General features: G+C 40.6%; 21 protein-coding genes. 13 read left to right on the top strand and 8 right to left on the bottom strand.

Annotation, left to right across the window (positions count from 1 at the left end):
- Window positions 1-16 precede the first annotated feature (16 nt).
- Both ACUYLD_RS08130 and ACUYLD_RS08135 read left to right on the top strand, forming a co-directional pair.
- Window positions 17-787: a BclA C-terminal domain-containing protein gene (locus tag ACUYLD_RS08130; protein WP_446674746.1), complete on the top strand. Its 771-nt coding sequence runs from the start codon at window positions 17-19 to the stop codon at window positions 785-787.
- A 697-nt stretch (window positions 788-1484) separates the two neighbouring features.
- Window positions 1485-1628: a hypothetical protein gene (locus ACUYLD_RS08135; RefSeq protein ID WP_179085966.1), complete on the top strand. Its 144-nt coding sequence runs from the start codon at window positions 1485-1487 to the stop codon at window positions 1626-1628.
- Between the two features lie 64 nt (window positions 1629-1692).
- On the opposite strand, the gene ACUYLD_RS08140 is transcribed toward ACUYLD_RS08135, so the two are convergent.
- From ACUYLD_RS08140 to ACUYLD_RS08170, 7 genes are all read right to left on the bottom strand, one after another.
- Window positions 1693-1794, bottom strand: a complete 102-nt coding sequence (locus tag ACUYLD_RS08140) for an IS3 family transposase (RefSeq protein WP_134902735.1) — start codon at window positions 1792-1794, stop codon at window positions 1693-1695.
- Window positions 1795-2036: 242 nt separating this feature from the next.
- Window positions 2037-2525, bottom strand: coding sequence for a PLAT/LH2 domain-containing protein (locus ACUYLD_RS08145; protein ID WP_446674747.1), 489 nt, complete (start codon window positions 2523-2525; stop codon window positions 2037-2039).
- A 789-nt stretch (window positions 2526-3314) separates the two neighbouring features.
- Entirely contained in the window at window positions 3315-3659 is a 345-nt protein-coding gene (locus tag ACUYLD_RS08150; protein WP_446674748.1) for a hypothetical protein, read from the bottom strand.
- Between the two features lie 353 nt (window positions 3660-4012).
- Window positions 4013-4135: a hypothetical protein gene (locus tag ACUYLD_RS08155; RefSeq protein ID WP_446674749.1), complete on the bottom strand. Its 123-nt coding sequence runs from the start codon at window positions 4133-4135 to the stop codon at window positions 4013-4015.
- A 764-nt stretch (window positions 4136-4899) separates the two neighbouring features.
- Window positions 4900-6099 carry a site-specific integrase gene (locus tag ACUYLD_RS08160; RefSeq protein WP_254349718.1) on the bottom strand — a complete coding sequence of 400 codons (1200 nt, stop codon included), beginning with the start codon at window positions 6097-6099 and terminating at the stop codon, window positions 4900-4902.
- 18 nt (window positions 6100-6117) lie between these two features.
- Window positions 6118-6996, bottom strand: a complete 879-nt coding sequence (locus ACUYLD_RS08165; RefSeq protein ID WP_250268654.1) for an ImmA/IrrE family metallo-endopeptidase — start codon at window positions 6994-6996, stop codon at window positions 6118-6120.
- Window positions 6997-7101: 105 nt separating this feature from the next.
- Window positions 7102-7500: a helix-turn-helix domain-containing protein gene (locus ACUYLD_RS08170; protein ID WP_250268653.1), complete on the bottom strand. Its 399-nt coding sequence runs from the start codon at window positions 7498-7500 to the stop codon at window positions 7102-7104.
- A 199-nt stretch (window positions 7501-7699) separates the two neighbouring features.
- Between ACUYLD_RS08170 and ACUYLD_RS08175 the strand changes: the two genes are divergently transcribed.
- The 4 genes from ACUYLD_RS08175 to ACUYLD_RS08190 all read left to right on the top strand — a co-directional run bounded on the left by ACUYLD_RS08175 (window position 7700) and on the right by ACUYLD_RS08190 (window position 8791).
- A complete protein-coding gene (locus tag ACUYLD_RS08175; protein WP_250268652.1) occupies window positions 7700-7972 on the top strand; it encodes a helix-turn-helix transcriptional regulator in 273 nt (90 codons plus the stop codon).
- Entirely contained in the window at window positions 7935-8273 is a 339-nt protein-coding gene (locus tag ACUYLD_RS08180; protein ID WP_250268651.1) for a DUF771 domain-containing protein, read from the top strand. The genes ACUYLD_RS08175 and ACUYLD_RS08180 overlap by 38 nt, the downstream gene beginning before the upstream one ends.
- On the top strand, window positions 8270-8467 hold the full coding sequence (locus ACUYLD_RS08185) for a hypothetical protein (protein ID WP_250268650.1): 198 nt from the start codon (window positions 8270-8272) through the stop codon (window positions 8465-8467). Before ACUYLD_RS08180 ends, ACUYLD_RS08185 begins: the two co-directional genes overlap by 4 nt.
- A 102-nt stretch (window positions 8468-8569) precedes the next feature.
- Window positions 8570-8791, top strand: a complete 222-nt coding sequence (locus ACUYLD_RS08190) for a hypothetical protein (protein WP_250268649.1) — start codon at window positions 8570-8572, stop codon at window positions 8789-8791.
- Here the strand turns inward: ACUYLD_RS08190 and ACUYLD_RS08195 are convergent.
- Window positions 8785-9171: a DUF2513 domain-containing protein gene (locus ACUYLD_RS08195; RefSeq protein WP_250268648.1), complete on the bottom strand. Its 387-nt coding sequence runs from the start codon at window positions 9169-9171 to the stop codon at window positions 8785-8787. The genes ACUYLD_RS08190 and ACUYLD_RS08195 overlap by 7 nt on opposite strands.
- 83 nt (window positions 9172-9254) lie before the next feature.
- On the opposite strand from ACUYLD_RS08195, the gene ACUYLD_RS08200 reads away from it, so the two are divergent.
- The 7 genes from ACUYLD_RS08200 to dnaI all read left to right on the top strand — a co-directional run bounded on the left by ACUYLD_RS08200 (window position 9255) and on the right by dnaI (window position 14128).
- On the top strand, window positions 9255-10376 hold the full coding sequence (locus tag ACUYLD_RS08200) for a ParB N-terminal domain-containing protein (protein WP_446674750.1): 1122 nt from the start codon (window positions 9255-9257) through the stop codon (window positions 10374-10376).
- The gene (locus ACUYLD_RS08205; protein WP_446674751.1) at window positions 10373-10804 is read left to right on the top strand and encodes an ORF6C domain-containing protein; all 432 of its coding nucleotides are present in this window, start codon (window positions 10373-10375) and stop codon (window positions 10802-10804) included. The genes ACUYLD_RS08200 and ACUYLD_RS08205 overlap by 4 nt, the downstream gene beginning before the upstream one ends.
- A gap of 106 nt (window positions 10805-10910) precedes the next feature.
- Entirely contained in the window at window positions 10911-11279 is a 369-nt protein-coding gene (locus tag ACUYLD_RS08210) for a hypothetical protein (RefSeq protein WP_446674752.1), read from the top strand.
- Between the two features lie 5 nt (window positions 11280-11284).
- On the top strand, window positions 11285-11665 hold the full coding sequence (locus tag ACUYLD_RS08215) for a hypothetical protein (protein WP_446674753.1): 381 nt from the start codon (window positions 11285-11287) through the stop codon (window positions 11663-11665).
- A gap of 62 nt (window positions 11666-11727) precedes the next feature.
- Window positions 11728-12135: a hypothetical protein gene (locus ACUYLD_RS08220; protein WP_446674754.1), complete on the top strand. Its 408-nt coding sequence runs from the start codon at window positions 11728-11730 to the stop codon at window positions 12133-12135.
- 34 nt (window positions 12136-12169) lie between these two features.
- Entirely contained in the window at window positions 12170-13165 is a 996-nt protein-coding gene (locus ACUYLD_RS08225) for a phage replisome organizer N-terminal domain-containing protein (RefSeq protein WP_446674755.1), read from the top strand.
- 6 nt (window positions 13166-13171) lie between these two features.
- Window positions 13172-14128, top strand: coding sequence for a primosomal protein DnaI (gene dnaI, locus ACUYLD_RS08230; protein ID WP_446674756.1), 957 nt, complete (start codon window positions 13172-13174; stop codon window positions 14126-14128).
- Window positions 14129-14217 lie beyond the last annotated feature (89 nt).

Below are 14217 nucleotides of genomic sequence, written 5' to 3' on the forward strand. Positions count from 1 at the left end.
GAGGTGACCATTAATTATGTTTCGACATTATTGTTGGCAGAAGAATATGCATCGGAGAAAATTTAGAAGATGTGTAGTTAAAAAAGTCAAAGTGTTACCGAAAGTTATTGTTAAAGGGATCCGAGGACCTCAAGGACCTCAAGGACCTCAAGGACCTCAAGGACCTCAAGGACCTCAGGGACCGCAGGGACTGCCGGGTCCACAGGGAGTTCCAGGCGCTCAAGGCCAGCAAGGGCTACAAGGTTTTCAAGGAATTCTCGGACCAACAGGACCAACAGGACCAGCAGGAGCAGTAGGGCCAGCAGGAGCGGTAGGTCCAGCAGGTCCAGCGGGGGCGGTAGGACCTGCAGGAGCAACGGGGGCAGCAGGGCCTGCAGGCGCCGGGATAACAGACTTCTTAAGTGTTTTCCGAGCAGATCCTGGTACGGGAACTGACACAGTTCCGGGTAACTCACCAATTACCTTTACAGGAGTTTTAGCTAATGTTGGTGGTGCATTTACTTTCACTCCTCCATCTACAACGATAACAATCAACGAAACGGGGAGCTATCTAATAGATTTTACAATTCATAACCAAGGTAATGCTGACTTTAACCTTACCGTAAATGGAATCCCTGTTACCCCTGTTCCCTTCACGGGTAACGGTGGCGGACCAATTTCGGCAGAAGTCATTATTACTGTAGGGGTCATTCCTACAACTATTCAATTGGTAAATGCAAATGCAACCCCAGCCCTACTTCATAACTTTACCAATACCACTCTTACTATATTAAAGTTGACTGTTTAAGCCATTCTTAATGATATATAGAACATTATATGTAGCCGCCTTAGAAAAGACTGTACGATTTCCATCGTCAGTTTGTCTAATTACACTCATAGTAAGCAGACGCATTTATGAGGGGATTGTGTAGCATGGCAAGAGAACGTAGTGGCAGTAATAAGATCCATTAAACACTACCACTACTCCAAAGCCTATCTTCAAAGTTGGAATGGATAGCATTGTAAAAAAAGATGATATTATTAAGACATGGAAATATGAATGCTAAGAAGGTCGGGAAACTTCTCCCACCTTCTTTTTTGTTGTGACAAATCGGAACTATTGCTTTGATCCGTCAGGTACGACAAACTCATGAGCGGCAATCAATATAAATTTTCTTTTTTGATTAGTCGCGAAAAATGGGAAGCTACAGAAGAACGGGCCGAGGTCGATTGGCCTAAAGTTGAGCATTGTATAAGGAAGCCTTTAACCTTGTGTTGGTATAAGGACTGACGGAGGAAGAATACAAGAATGTAGACGAAGAGGGCATTAAGGAGTTGGATGGCCTCTTAGAACGATTTCTATAAGGAGTTGTTTCCACCTGATGAAGTTTATGAGCCTACGACGAAGAAGACCAAAAGGTTCCTGAGGATGATCGGAAAATAAACTGGATAGAACTTTGGCTCTATACGTGAGTAATGGTATTTCTGATTCAGAATGGACTAATATGACCATTCCAAAGATTAGAGCGCTCATGAAGGCCAAGAACAGAAACCGGGAATTCGAAATCATTCTCCACGGTGGTAAGGTGGAAAATAAAAAGCCGAAGAAGGTCAAGTCGCTATCTGATCTTGGTTTCTTCGCAAAGTAAATTAAGAAGCATCCGCAAACATGAAGTGACCCCTGCAAAGTAAACAGCTATCAAAAAGCAATAATTAAGCAGCCTGAGAAGGAGTCAGGTTGTTTAGTTTCTCTTGAAAGCGTTCATGGTTGTAGAAATGGATATACTTTTGAACGGCATGCTCCACCTGACCCATCGGCGAACCAGCGAAGCGTCAATCTCCATTTCTCGTGCCACGGTTTTATATCCGATTCTCTTTTTGAGGTACAGATCCACTGTCTTATTCTTGAAGCTCACATCGTAAGTTTTTCTTATTTCTCCCATAGAAAAATCCCCTCCATAATAGACAGATTAGATGGCTTGCTCTTTTCTGTCTACTATGAGGGGAACTTATCACACTTGATGAGTCTTTTGTATGAATTGTATTAGTACTTGTTTTTATGATGGAAAAAGAGTTTCGGAATCTGGTTCTCCGCCGGCACCAAGCCAACGGTCAGGGCCTGCAAATGAGAAAGTCTTTCCGTTCCCGGTTACTTTGATATTAGCGAGTCTCCAACCTGATTTATTTCCAGATCCATCAGTCCTAATGGTAACTTTTCTGATGTCACCAAGGTTGCTGGTACTGATTCTTGTAGTATCAGAATCTCCTTTTTCAAAGCTGCCAGTGAGTGCGGCGGTAACATAGTCGCCATTAGAACCATACAGAGTTATAGAAATATTTGAGTCTGTACCTGAATCCGCAATACTGCCTGTGTTTACGGTAACAACATATTCAACATTAGCAAAAGGTGTAACAGACTCTATGCTTCTATTAGAGTCTTGTAATGAACTATAAGTGTCGCTTGTGACCTGATCCGCGAAAGAAGGTGCTGCGAAAGCTACAGATGATATGAGGATTGCTGATGCTAATAAAGATACTTTTTTCATTAATTAGTTACCACCTTTCTAGTATTTGTATTTAATGTTATACATGTGTAATATGTTTGTACATAGTTCTTTGGTTGTGAAGAAAACTTTTTCCTTGTCTTTGTTTGTTGTATTTCATATTTATGTGTCGAATATTCTTATTTTTAAGGAATCACGGAATGGTATGAATATTTATAGAAGGATTTTTTGCGATTTAGCCAGAATAGCTTAATTCGAGGTGATCAGCATGAACCACGCTAATCAAATGTGTATTTTTCATGTCAGACAAAGCTCCCCTTACTTTGACAGTCATTAAGCTGTATGTTTATTGACGAAGATTAAAAGAAGGAGAGGAGTTATTGCTCCGTTCTCAGCTTCTGCAGATGCAGCAACTGTAACGCTTGACACTTACGAAAATTTTTCAAATCAAGAAATAATTTTTCACAATCAGTAATATTTAAAGATGACACGGCATCTACAGATGTATCTGTTACAGTGAAAAGAGTGAAATTTTCAATTAATGGTTTGGAAAATCCTTTTAATGCTAATTATTATAATCGATTGGTCTGGACAAGTGATGAAAATACACCGAGTATAGAAAATACGTTATCAGTAAAAATTGCCCCAAAAACAGGGAGTCTTTACGGTTCAGTAGTTATGAGAACCTTTCTCTGATAAAACAAAAGATCAACTCCGATTCAAAAGTATATGGATGGATTCAATTAGAATCAAAAGAGTGGACTAAAGCAGGATCAGCTAAAAGCTCTGTTACCTTAATTGGTCTGCAGAGCTTTTAACTGTTCACGGCTTTTAGAATATATCCAGGTATTCTTTCTGGAATTTGATGAAATCTTGCACACTGTCGTGATAGGTAAATCTACCGCCATTTTTATCAATAATCCAGTTGATCTTCTCGTCATTTAACAAGATTCCATACATGCAGTGATGAAGCAGTTCAATTTGCTTTTCATCCCTAATTCGGATCAAATGTTTTTCTTCTTCGACAATGAGGTACCATTTCGTTTCTGTTTCATCTACATCTATATCTACATCTACGTCTACATCCGCATCTACATACAGTATTGATACCGACAAGGGGAATGGCCAGTCAAACCAATGTCCTCGTTTGTCTTCTCTATAACCTTCAAATGCCATGGTTATTTCCCCCTACTTGGATAATTTCCTGATTAGTTTAAATGTAGCTAACGTGCTGCGATTGTACGCTTAATTGGAAACTGTTTTACGGAAGTGGCAGCTATCCTCAGCCTTTGGCATCTTGGCATCAATCTGGTGAATGACCTGCTGTTTGAGGCTGGTACTAGCTGGGATACGTCTGTTTAGACTGGGTTAACGGAGTTGTGAACTCTGGATTTTATTGTAAATTTCTCATTTGCTCAAGTTTTTAAAGACAATGCTGGTTCAAGGAAACATTTGCGGCAGCCCTTTTTGGCATTGGACGACACAGGCTTTTTGGAATACACACATTAAGTTTACTGCTAGTTCTTGTCTTATCCTACTGGCTCAGGAATATCGCCCCCATATTCTTTCCATGACTTCACGTACACCATCGTAAACTTCTGAAAAAGTTCAGTGTCGCTTTGGCAACCGTCTAATCCGCTATTGTTGCGCAATAGTTGTATCCTCTTTTATCGTTCATTGTTCTGATCTGTATAGTATACGGAAAACGACAGGTAACAAAGAAGTTGAGCGCTTTGTTACCCGATATCAAAACGCTACTACCAATACTCTACAGTTATTCTACTGAGCAATGACGTGGGCCCAACATGAAGGAACTGGAGTTGAAAACAGGTAGCAGTGTAGTGGACATAAAGGCGCGTCTGCTGGCTTTGGAAGAGGGGGACAACAAGAGCGATATACGCTCTATATTGTAATCATAGAGGGCTGGAATGGTGACCCAAAGATCATTACATTTTCTCGTATGGAAATTGGGGCTGTATTAAACCTCCAATGAAATGGAGCTTATTATTTGTACTCGGAATATAATTTGCGCATAAAACATCAGGAGGTTACACTCATGTCTTGAATGTATTTTATTTCTGGAGTGGTTTGTTTCTTATACTTAAAACAAATAGATGGAAAAGATCGGATATATATAATTACATCTTTTCCCACCCTAGATAAGGTGGTAGAATGAAAAAAAATAGGTATGGGAGGCGTTTTATTTGAAGTGTGATAAATATAATTGGGGACAATTTAAAGAGGGAGCGTATCATTGACCCTAAAAAATACGGCTTCAAAGCCGCTCGTCGTGCACCACAGTTTTCGAAACGTTAATATCCCTTGTGTATCAAGGAATTTCAGCCCTTGGCCTTCACTGGTCAGGGGCTTTAATTTTGAGTTAGAAAGTGCCGTGACCATATTTTGACCATTTTTATTATTCCTGATCATTCGTGACCACGTCTGAACCAGCGATTGGAGATTCAAACTCCATGAATTTTTCAAACCGATCAGCAGTTTTTTCTTTTACTGCTTTTGTTACATGCGTGTAAATGTTCATAGTCATTTTAATATCTGAATGTCCAAGACGTTCCTGAACTTCTTTAATGCTGGCCCCAGCTTCAAACAAAAGTGATGCATGGGTGTGTCTTAAGCCATGTACGGTTATTTTGTGTAAGTTGTTAGAGCGAATGATTTCATTCAGTTTGTCGTTTGGATAAGCTAAGCGAATTGGTGTTCCATCCTCACGTGTAAAAACCATTCTGTCATCGTTAGGACCTATTGGCTGCACAATGCCTCTGCTTTGCTCTGTACGGTGTTTTTTTAGTAAGGCAAGGGTTGTATCATCTAAACTAAGAACACGTCTGGAAGCATGCGTTTTGGAGGTCAAAGGCGTGAAAGTTTTTTTATCAAAAAACAATGTCTTATCAAGATTAATTGTTTTTTCTCTAAAATCTATATCGTTCCAACGTAAGGCCAGAACTTCCCCTTTTCTCGCACCAGTATAAATTAATAGGTGAAACATCAATTGATCACGATAGCTATATGCTTGCTTGGCTATTCCAAGGAATTTTTTGATTTCGTGTTTTTCCCAATAATTTCTCATTTTTTGTTCCCCCGCTAATTGATCACTTTCTTTTTTTGGTATGATGACACCTACCTCCATTGGATTGCTCTTGATTATTTCCATCAGGACTGCAAACTCGAAAACTTGATTGGCATACATCTTCATGTTTCCCACTGATTTAATATCTTCTGCAATTTTGTTAATCACATCTTGGCAATATGAACGAGTTATATCTTTTATTTTTATATTACCGAAGTGCGGAAGGATTTGACCTTTGAAACATGAGCGAACTGTTTTTCTGGTTGGAAGCTTAAATCTTTTATAATTGGTTTCATACCACTTCTCATAGACCTCTTCGAAAGTAATTGATTTATCTTGTATAATGAACTTACCGTCTTTTACTTCCTTTTCAGTTTGGGCTGCGTCCAATTTTGCTTCTGCTTTGGTTTTAAAACCACGTTTGGTAGATGGTTTTTTCTTCCCTGTTACTGGGTTGATTTCACCAGTGTAATACTTATACAGCCACATATTTCCGTCCTTTTTTGTTGTGTACCTCTGAAAGCTTGCCATAATACATACCTCCAAGAATCAATAAATTCTACCCCGATTTATAACTTCTTCTAAGTCTTTCATTTGCAGTAGTAAAGTTTTTGCACCTACACCGTATCTGCGACTTATTCGGCCTAGCATGAGTTTTATATTTCCAGGTTCGAAATAAACAATGTCATGCTGAAGAATTTTCACCCCTTCAAACTGTAGTAGATCCTCAGTTTCGATTTGCTTAAAAGGGCCATCCAAAGGAATCGGAATTTCTCTTTTTTGAGAAAGCGTAATTTCATCTACATGAAATATCAGCTGAGATGGACCCTCATAAGTAAAAGACGGATCGTAATACGCGTAAATTGTTGGTTCACAAACCTGTGGTAATTTCTTAGGCATCACCCCTTTCGCGGAATTGCATTGCTGTTCAATGCTTGTCCGTATTTGTCCTTCATAATTTCTCCGCATTATTTGGTTTAATCTTTTTCTAGCTAGATAAATAGGGACTTCAAATGTATCAGATAGATATAAAAGGGCATCGTTAAATAACCTCGGCAGCTTAAGCCTAGACAGCATAAAAAAAGGCATTGAAGCATAGAGAACGAATTGATCTGCATCTGCCTCTTGGAGTTCTATAAATGCCTTAGGCATAATTGCTTGATTACCTGCGTGCCTTAGTAAATGACCCACTTCATGAAGCAACTCAATACGTTGTTCCCTTAAGGGCAACCGATTATCTAAAAGCACACTACGTAAACCGGCCGCTGATTCATAAGCCTTGCTTCTTTGGGCAGACGAGTAAATCCAGATATTCAAAGCAACTGCAATTCTTTCGGTAGTTACATGTTGAGGTTCAGTAATACCATTTTTTAAATACATATTTTCAATATAGTGTTCTAAGTATGTAGGTTGATAATGGGAAATCATGTCGTTCCTCCAGGTAATAGGAATGTACGTTCGTATGTATGAGTAAAAGAAGCCAGTCTTACGACTTAGGCCACAAGGTAATTGTTTGTTATATGAATGAAATTGCTATTCTTCTTGGCGATCACCCAGTTTGCGGTCTTTTTCTTTCTCTTGAATGAATTTCCAAAACTGCATTAATTCCCGCTTTCGTGACTCTGGCGCTTCTAAGTAATCCTTAAAAAATATACCGTGCTCTGGATTCTTAATAAATGCCTCAAACTCAGCTATTTCAGCTGCCTCCAAGGACAAATTTTCACCCTCACCTGATGCAAGTTTCTCAAGTTCATCTATTGTAATTCCAAGTCCTTTAGTAACCTTCAATACATTATCAATTGCAGCCCCACCAACTCCACGAGTTAACATTGACTGGAGTGTGGTTGATGGGATGCCTACTAATTCTGCGAAAGCTCGTCTACTGTACCCTTTTTCCTCAATCAAACGTGATATCACTTCAGCTCTCTTCACAGTAACCCTAACCTCCATGTATTTTTTGTACGATATTTCGTACATGACTACATATTACATTAAGAATGTAACGTTGTAAATAAACTTTGAACGAAATTTAGTGCGGATAATATTTTAAATACTTGACCATGAACGAAATATCGTTTATAGTTCAAAGCAAGGCGAACGAAATATCGTTCACGAAAAAGGAGGGTAGGCGATGCTATATAGAAATCTCCGTTCAGAAATGAAAAAAAGAGGAGTAACAATTTCGGATATTTCCCGTGATTTAAAAATGAGGAGAGGAACGATAAGTGATAAAGTGCATGGGCGTTTCAGATTTTATTATGACGAGGCACAAATGATAAAAAGTAGGTTTTTTCCTGAATGTGAAATTGAATATCTTTTTTCAACGGACATTGATCATGAATCTGAAATAGTCGAGGAGGAGGAAAATGGAGTCCCAAGCTTTCAAGGTAGTTGTCGATCCTGAGTTCATTTACCAACTTGTAGAAAAAGAAATTAAAAAAGCACTTGAAGGATTTGAAAGCGGGTCTTGGTGGGACATGAAACGCCTTGAGTTTGAAACATGCCGGAAAAGAGACTGGTTGCTTGAAAATATACTTCTTAATCCAAATTACAAACAAGAAATGTCTCAAATAACGAATGGTTGTGAGGGAGGACGTTGGATGATTAGGGCACAGGAAATGAAGGCTTTCTTGGACAAGTACTTCCATCACTTGAATCGTCCGAAACATAGAAATGTCAGCAATAAGAAAGGAGAAACAGTATGACTACACCCAATATAGATGTAATCAAGGGTAAGCGTATTACGGTCATGACAACACAAGAGTTTCCAGAAGGTGACGATCTTGCATATGACATTCTTCGTTTACTCAACAAGCATAAAGTATCGTATTTGAAAGCAGATCGCATTCTCGAACAAGCGAAAGAATACGTCAAAGAATACGCTCAACTAAATGGGTAAGAAACCAATTTTTCTTTTGAGTTAAATATGCAAGAAGGGAGTTGAACGACGTTAGATAAAAGAACTGCATAACCAAAGTGGAAACTAAAGGAGGTAAACTGAATGCCCTTTTACCATCACCCTATAAAAAGAGAGAACGCAGCGATTCATGTTACCGTATCGGGATATTCTATCAACCAACCAACCAAGTCGGATATTCCATCAAAAATGGTCGAAAGTAAATTGACTATTGAATTGGAGTTTACTAGCAATGATTTTAGCCCAGCTAAATATGAGGCGTTCTTGAACAAGTTTCAGCATTTTTTGAATGATAACTATCAATAGCCTATCTGCTTCTTAATAATTTGAGCAATAACATTTGAAGCAATGCTAGAAAGCATGGAGATTGAAACGCTGGAGAACCTGCTAGCAATGTCCTTAGATTTTTTCCAAACACCATTGTCTCGGATGTTATCTAAGAATTGGTGTCCTTCCCAAGTCAGGCTTGAGATATAAAAATTATGCACCTCATCGCCAGCATACTGAACTTGGGCGTTAATGTAATTTGCTTCAATTAATCTTTGAGTTGTATAAATTATTTCTTCAAACGAATATGGCTCAGTAAAAGGATTGCTATTGAATGTATGTTTAGTTACTTCGTTACCAAATGGTTCAGATTCTACGGCTAAAAGTAAATCTCTTATGCAGTCTTTGTTTAACTTCATGATCACATGTCCTCTCATTGTAATTTATCATTACTTTGAAATTCGGTATGGAGAAAGAAAACCCTTTAGAAAGGAGATTTAACTTGCAAATTGACATTAACAAAATCAAAGTCAGTGATCGTATCCGCAAGGACTTTGGCGGCATCGAAGAACTGGCCCAGGATATAGAACAAAACGGACTCATTAATCCTATAGTAGTAACACCGGATTATCAGCTTATTGCCGGAGAGCGGCGTTTGAGAGCGCATCAGTTCCTTGGACGCTCAGAAGTGACAGTAAGAATTATGGAAATCAAAGACTTTGAACATCAGCTTCAGCTTGAGATTTCTGAAAATGAACATCGTAAAGAGTTCACTTTTTCTGAACGAGTAGAATGGGCGCGGCGACTTGAAGAGGCCGAACGTTTGAAAGCCAAAGAGCGCATGGCTGGAGGTACGGAAAATTTTCCTGACCAACCTACCGGGCAAGTACGAGACATTGTAGCGGATCAAGCAGGGTTCGGTTCTGGCAGACAGTACGATAAGGCGAAGTTCATCGCTGAGAATGCCACACCGGAGATTATCCAGCAGCTTGATGAAGGATTGATTAGCACTCATAAAGCGTTCGTGGAGACAAAAAACCGATTGGAGGCCGCTGTCCGTGAAGCCGAAGAGAGAGCGGAGCAAGCAGAACTTGACAAGCTTGAGCTGCAAAGACAGTACAAGGATGCCATTCCTGCGGATCAACTTGAGGATGCCGTGTCTGCCGCAGTAGAGCGGCATGAGGAAGAAACCACCGTGTTCATCCGACAGAAGGAAAAAGAAGCTGAAGCACAACTCAAGCAGCGTGACGAATACTGGAAAGGCAAGCTTAAAGAAGATTTAGAGGCTGAGCGCCTTAAAATAGAACAGTTGCGAGGTGGCTATCAAAGAGCTAAGGAAGAACTTGAGACTATCAAGCTCCAGCAGCCAGACGACTTCGACGAACAGCAGGCAGCAGCTCAGATGAAGAAACTTCGTTTTGAGGCTGATAGCAATACGATTCAAGTCAGCATCCATGTAAAGCAGTTTCTACAAAAGGTCGGAATTACTTCATTCATGCTGGGTGCAATAGGTAGTGCTAGTATTTCTGAAAAGAAGCGGTTGTCCGAAAGCTTGGACATGCTGGAAGCCTTTGTTGAACAGATTCGACCAGCCGTGAACGGCAGGAAGGCGGTAGAGAAATGACATTAATTAATCCTAATCAGCAGCCTAATTTTTTGTCTGTTGTCGAAAAGCAGATGCAGCTTACGGAGGCTCAAGGTATGGCAATTCGTGGCCTTGTGGACGGTATCAAGCAAATGCATTTGGATGTTACTGAAAAAGTGGAAGAAGTTCAGATGATGGTTCAAGAGGTTCGGGATAGCGTGACGCTTACAGATGCTGAATGCTATCAGTTACAGGATGCAGTAAGAATCAGGTCCATTGCTCTCACAAAAGATCGTTACAAGGAGACAGATGGAAAATTTAACGAAACGGTTGGGAAATATCGCCGCATGATTTGGAGTAAGTTGAAAGTTTTGTTCTCAGTTGCAAAGTACAGTCACATTCGGCGCATAGATTTTGATGATTCCATTTACTTCGTTAAAGAGTTTCGTCCAGAAGACTATATCTAAAGGAGAGATTGGCTATGACTCTTCCAGAATTGGCTCGGTTGTGGTTCAACAGTCCTTTGCAGCACGCCATTATTGTTCGAAATATCCTGCGTGAGGCGAAATCAAAATGACCAGCCAGACACAAACCATTTATTCAATTCCAATCGTAGATGATGAAGGTCACGAATTTACATTGGATCAACCGGCAGATTCACTTATATCCGCTGTACTACTCATGCATCGGAAGTTGAATTGTCAACATGCGGTAGATACCGAAATGCTGGGGTTAACTGAACAAGATAAGAAAAAACTTACTCTACAAAAGGAAAAAGAACTTACTGAACAAAAACTTCAGGCCATATATAAAACTCAATATGCAATTACAGATAGTCTATGGCCTAACCACGTTTGTATCCAGAAGATGAAACCTTTGAAGGAACAAGAAAAACAGTTGAAAGCTAAAATATCCGAACTTGAAGCGGAGATATGGAGCTGAGAGAGTTGGACGATCATAAACGATCTAGAGTGCTTAGAGCGCAATTACGTGAGTTATATGAGGACAGCATTGACGCTGTCAAATTCGGATTACCAACTGGCGAAATTCATGCTCAAATAGATTTGCTTACTGCTGAATTAAGTGAACTTGAGGAATTTAAAAATGAAGAATATGAAGGGCTAGAGGCTCCTGAGGAATCAGGATACAAAATATCCGGTAAAGGAATAGGTTGCTGCAATCATTGTGGTAAAGAGATATTCGAAGGTCAGAAACATCCCATTCCAAATGAAGAAGGACTTTTCTGTAATTACTATTGCCGTAAGTTATACCGCAAAAGAAAAGACAGAGAAGCCCTGACAAACAATCGTGCTACCAACACGATCTAATTAAATACAACTAGCGGAATTATATCATATCTTCAATTTATTGCAAATGTCCATAGAAAGGAATGGCTGCATTGTCTCTACAAAAACAATATACGCTCGGAGAGCTTTATAGTCTTGCGGATCAATGCAGCCATGATTACCCTGCTACACTGGCACGTAAGATTGAATTGCTGACCGAAGTCCAGATTCTCCTGGGACGCAAGGCAGCTGAGGCCGTAAGGGATTATAAGAAGAAATATGCTGAGAGGAAGCGTGTTTATGCTGAAGCGTATATTGCAGCAAAGAACCTAAGGGAGCAGCGTGCGGAATTGGCGGTAATTGATCTTCGCATCCAAGAAGCAGATGCAGAAGCTGATAAGGTCCGCTGGAGTAATGCTGTGGAAAGTAATGACCAGGTAATAAACTCTTTAAAATACAGCCTCAAGGTTCTACTAGCGGAGTTCGGAAACAACGCCAGCGCAAACAGGTAGGTTTATGATTCAAAAGCTGAGAAGAGGTTGAAACATGGCAGAAATAAAATGGATCAAGCTCAGTACTGGCATGTTTGACGACGAAAAAATTAAAATCATCGAAGATATGCCCGAAGCTGACACGATCATTGTTATATGGCTCAAATTAATGACTATGACAGGCCGATCAAATATGGGCGGTTATATTATGCTGACAGAATCCATTCCTTACACAGAGGATATGTTGATTTCAGTGATTAAGAGGCCGTTACCTGTCATAAAAATGGCTCTATCTATTTTTGAGAGATTTGGAATGTTGGAAATATCTGAACAAGGAGCTTTCTTCCTTCCGAATTGGGAAAAGCACCAGAATACAGAATCTCTTGAAAAGGTGCGAGAGTACGAGCGAAAACGAAAAGCTGAACAAAGGGCTAAACGAAAACAGTTACAGCTTGCTGAACCTAGTCCCGGAAATGTCCCGGACAGTCCCGGTGATGTCACGCCCCTAGAAGTAAGAAGTAAGACTAAAGAAAAAGAAAGTAGTTGTTGTTTAACGCCCGAGACTGAAATCAAATTCGAAGATGAGGGGATACCGTTCACCCGACAGGATGCCGTTCCTGTCACTCCTGAAACAGATGCCGACTCTGGACAGGATGAAATATCATCTTCTGATATCGACTATCACAATGCCGTTGCCAACAAGTACCTACAGCGCAGGGGGAAGGGATTATACATTACAGCAGCTGACGAAACGAGCATTGATGAATTGCTAGCCGCTGGTGTACCGCTTCAAACCGCTTTGGACGGAATTGATCAGTCCTTTGACAAATTTAAACCTAAGCATAAGCGCGATGGGATACGGAGTTTGAGTTACTGTGCGACTATTATTTTCTCCTTACACGCCTTACGAGAAGATATTGGTAAGGGGGATAGGACCGAAAGTGCTTTGCCTTGTAAGCCTGAGTCACAAATAGATGTGCCACCAAGCGAATACACCGAGTCGGACATTCAAAGCATGCTTGCAAAACTAAGGGCTAAACAGGGAGGTTGATGCCACATGGAGAGCTTCGGCAAAGAACTAAAGGCATTAATACCCGCTGGTTTTGCTAAAAGGCAGGCTGCGGTGCTGGAACGCCTAGCGAACCATCCTGAGGTTAAGCGATTAAAAAGTGAATTTCCTGATCGAACCGAGGATCTGACCGAACCAAAACGATATAGAGATTTGTCACAGCATATATCCTATTGCGATAAATGCAGCAATTGTCCGGGTTTGCTGGCTTGCCAGAACGAACAGAAGGGGCATACAAGTGTTGCAGAACCTAGCTCGACCAAAGGTGATGAACTGGTCTTCCGACTTCGAAAATGCCCATTGCTGGTCGCTCACGAAAAAGAGCAAGGAATAGGTCAGAGGATCAGGAGCCATTACATCCCGGCTCACATCCTGAATGCCACCTTTGAAGACATTGAACCTGACCCGCAGCGGATATCTGCAATTGCGGCGGCAATAAACTTTTGTGATGAATTTGTACCAGGTGAAACAACAAAAGGTTTGTACTTTTACGGTCAAATGGGTGTAGGCAAAAGTCGTATTGTTGGAGCAATTGCCCAAGAGTTGGCTAAGCGTGACGTAAGCGTACTGATGGTCTATGTTCCTGATTTCCTACTGGAGGTTAAGGATGCAATTGGCTCAAAGACAGAGACTGTTGAAAGTAAACTTGATGCTTTGAGAACAGTTCCTGTGTTGATATTGGATGATATCGGGGCCGAGTCATTAACAACTTGGACAAGGGATGAAGTCCTGGGACCAATACTTCAGCGGCGGATGGAACGCCTAACGACGATCTACACATCGAATTTAACCATGAGTGAGCTGAAACAGCATTTGGTGAATGTGAAAGACAGCAAGCCGAGCGAACAGAAACAGAATGACAAAAAAGCGGCCCGGATCTTTGAGCGAATAGAACCATTTGTAAAGATACTGCCGGTGGGTGGTAGAAATAGACGGAGGGATTAAGGGTATGTGTAGAACTTGCAGTGGCAGTAAGGTGGCATATCAGTTCAAAGGCTCCATCGTAATACTGGGACCTTGCCCGGAGTGCAATC

The organism is Paenibacillus sp. SER-28 (assembly GCF_052906305.1).

Coding starts and splice junctions, on each gene's coding strand:
- ACUYLD_RS08130 (WP_446674746.1), top strand. CDS start 17: ATGTTTCGACATTATTGTTGGCAGAAGAATATGCATCGGAGAAAATTT.
- ACUYLD_RS08135 (WP_179085966.1), top strand. CDS start 1,485: ATGACCATTCCAAAGATTAGAGCGCTCATGAAGGCCAAGAACAGAAAC.
- ACUYLD_RS08140 (WP_134902735.1), bottom strand. CDS start 1,794: ATGGGTCAGGTGGAGCATGCCGTTCAAAAGTATATCCATTTCTACAAC.
- ACUYLD_RS08145 (WP_446674747.1), bottom strand. CDS start 2,525: ATGAAAAAAGTATCTTTATTAGCATCAGCAATCCTCATATCATCTGTA.
- ACUYLD_RS08150 (WP_446674748.1), bottom strand. CDS start 3,659: ATGGCATTTGAAGGTTATAGAGAAGACAAACGAGGACATTGGTTTGAC.
- ACUYLD_RS08160 (WP_254349718.1), bottom strand. CDS start 6,099: ATGGCAAGCTTTCAGAGGTACACAACAAAAAAGGACGGAAATATGTGG.
- ACUYLD_RS08165 (WP_250268654.1), bottom strand. CDS start 6,996: ATGATTTCCCATTATCAACCTACATACTTAGAACACTATATTGAAAAT.
- ACUYLD_RS08175 (WP_250268652.1), top strand. CDS start 7,700: ATGCTATATAGAAATCTCCGTTCAGAAATGAAAAAAAGAGGAGTAACA.
- ACUYLD_RS08180 (WP_250268651.1), top strand. CDS start 7,935: ATGGAGTCCCAAGCTTTCAAGGTAGTTGTCGATCCTGAGTTCATTTAC.
- ACUYLD_RS08185 (WP_250268650.1), top strand. CDS start 8,270: ATGACTACACCCAATATAGATGTAATCAAGGGTAAGCGTATTACGGTC.
- ACUYLD_RS08190 (WP_250268649.1), top strand. CDS start 8,570: ATGCCCTTTTACCATCACCCTATAAAAAGAGAGAACGCAGCGATTCAT.
- ACUYLD_RS08195 (WP_250268648.1), bottom strand. CDS start 9,171: ATGAAGTTAAACAAAGACTGCATAAGAGATTTACTTTTAGCCGTAGAA.
- ACUYLD_RS08205 (WP_446674751.1), top strand. CDS start 10,373: ATGACATTAATTAATCCTAATCAGCAGCCTAATTTTTTGTCTGTTGTC.
- ACUYLD_RS08210 (WP_446674752.1), top strand. CDS start 10,911: ATGACCAGCCAGACACAAACCATTTATTCAATTCCAATCGTAGATGAT.
- ACUYLD_RS08220 (WP_446674754.1), top strand. CDS start 11,728: ATGGCTGCATTGTCTCTACAAAAACAATATACGCTCGGAGAGCTTTAT.
- ACUYLD_RS08225 (WP_446674755.1), top strand. CDS start 12,170: ATGGCAGAAATAAAATGGATCAAGCTCAGTACTGGCATGTTTGACGAC.
- dnaI (WP_446674756.1), top strand. CDS start 13,172: ATGGAGAGCTTCGGCAAAGAACTAAAGGCATTAATACCCGCTGGTTTT.